General features: G+C 69.8%; 1 protein-coding gene and 1 pseudogene. Both read right to left on the bottom strand.

The window, feature by feature from the left end; translation table 11 throughout:
* On the bottom strand, nucleotides 1-1,147 hold a 1,147-nt coding region (selA, locus tag FVW27_RS15410; protein ID WP_167126769.1), incomplete at its 3' end, for an L-seryl-tRNA(Sec) selenium transferase.
* Between the two features lie 45 nt (nucleotides 1,148-1,192).
* Nucleotides 1,193-1,470: pseudogene (locus tag FVW27_RS15405) on the bottom strand (bifunctional folylpolyglutamate synthase/dihydrofolate synthase); the annotation flags it as partial.

Raw genomic sequence — 1,470 nt, 5'->3', positions numbered from 1 at the left:
GCGTGGCCAGCCTGCGCGCCCGCCGGGCCAGTTCGTCAGCCGGGGCGGTCATCATGCGCAGGGTGGGCACCTTGCGGCGGGCCAGTTCCGGGTCCAGGTACAGGCGCAGGGTGGCTTCCAGCGCGGCCAGGGTCATCTTGTCGATGCGCAGGGCGCGGTTGAGCGGGTTGCGCTTGATGCGCGCGATGATCTCGCGCCGCCCCACGATAAGCCCGGCCTGCGGGCCGCCCAGCACCTTGTCGCCCGAAAAGCTGACCACGTCGGCCCCGTCGGCCACCACCTCGCGCACGGTGGGTTCGCCATGCAGGCCCCACGGGGTGAAATCCAGAAAGCTGCCGCTGCCAAGATCCTCGATGACGGGCAGGTTGCGCGCCCGGCCCAGCGCCACCAGTTCCGCCAGCGGCACTTCCTTGTGGAAGCCGGTGATGCGGTAGTTGGAGGTGTGCACCTTCAGCAGGGCCACGGTGCGCTCGTTGATGGCGTTCTCGTAGTCGCGCAGATGGGTGCGGTTGGTGGCGCCCACCTCGCGCAGAACCGCGCCGCTTTTTTCCATGACTTCCGGGATGCGGAAGCTGCCACCGATTTCCACCAGTTGCCCGCGCGAAACCACCACCTCGCCGCCCTTGCACAGGGTGTCCAGCACCAGCAGCACGGCGGCGGCGTTGTTGTTGACCACAAGGCCCGCCTCTGCCCCGGTGACCTTGCACAGCAGTTCTTCCACGTGGGAATAGCGGCTGCCGCGTTCGCCGGTGGACAGGTCGAACTCGAGGTTCGAATAGTTGGCGCAGGCCTCGGCCACGGCGGCGGTGGCTTCTTCCGACAGCAGGGAACGACCGAGGTTGGTGTGGATGACCACGCCCGTGGCGTTGAGCACGCGGCGGAAATGGGGACGCGCGGCGCGCAGTACGTGCGCCATCAGCGCGGGCAGCAGCGCTTGCGTGGAGAGGGCGGCGGCGTCGGTGATTGTTCCGGCCCGGATGGCCTCGCGGCACCGGTCGAGAAAGGCGTTGACCAGGTCGCGCAGCAGGGGGCGCGGCAGCGCGGTCAGGTCGGATGCGGCGGGCGTTCCCGGCCCGGCCTGTTCCGGGTGTGCCAGGGCGGTGAGCAGGGCGTCCATGGAAGGCAGGGACCGGAACAGGTTCGACACGTGGGGCTCCTTGCTGGCGATGCGACGAATGCGGGGCGCGGCCTGTCAGTTGCCGGAGTGCGGCGGGCCGGGCGGTGTTTCCGGGGCGTCGTCCGGATGTGTGCCTGGTGGCATTTCGGGCGTCCCGTCCGAGGAGGTGTCGGGCACCTCGCAGGTGCCGCCAGCACCCCGCGATTCCAGACAATCGGGCCGAAGTGTAAAGAACTCGCCGAGCAAATACAAGGAGCCGCACAACAGCACCGGGCCGTGGGGGGCAAGGGCGGTGGCCTCGGCCAGCGCTGCGGCCATGTCCGGCACGGCCCGGGCGGCGGGGCCCAGCAGGG

Source organism: Nitratidesulfovibrio liaohensis (assembly GCF_011682075.1).
GTDB lineage: Bacteria > Desulfobacterota > Desulfovibrionia > Desulfovibrionales > Desulfovibrionaceae > Cupidesulfovibrio > Cupidesulfovibrio liaohensis.
Note: the sequence above shows the minus strand (reverse complement) of the source record. Positions and strands in the feature narration are given on the sequence as shown.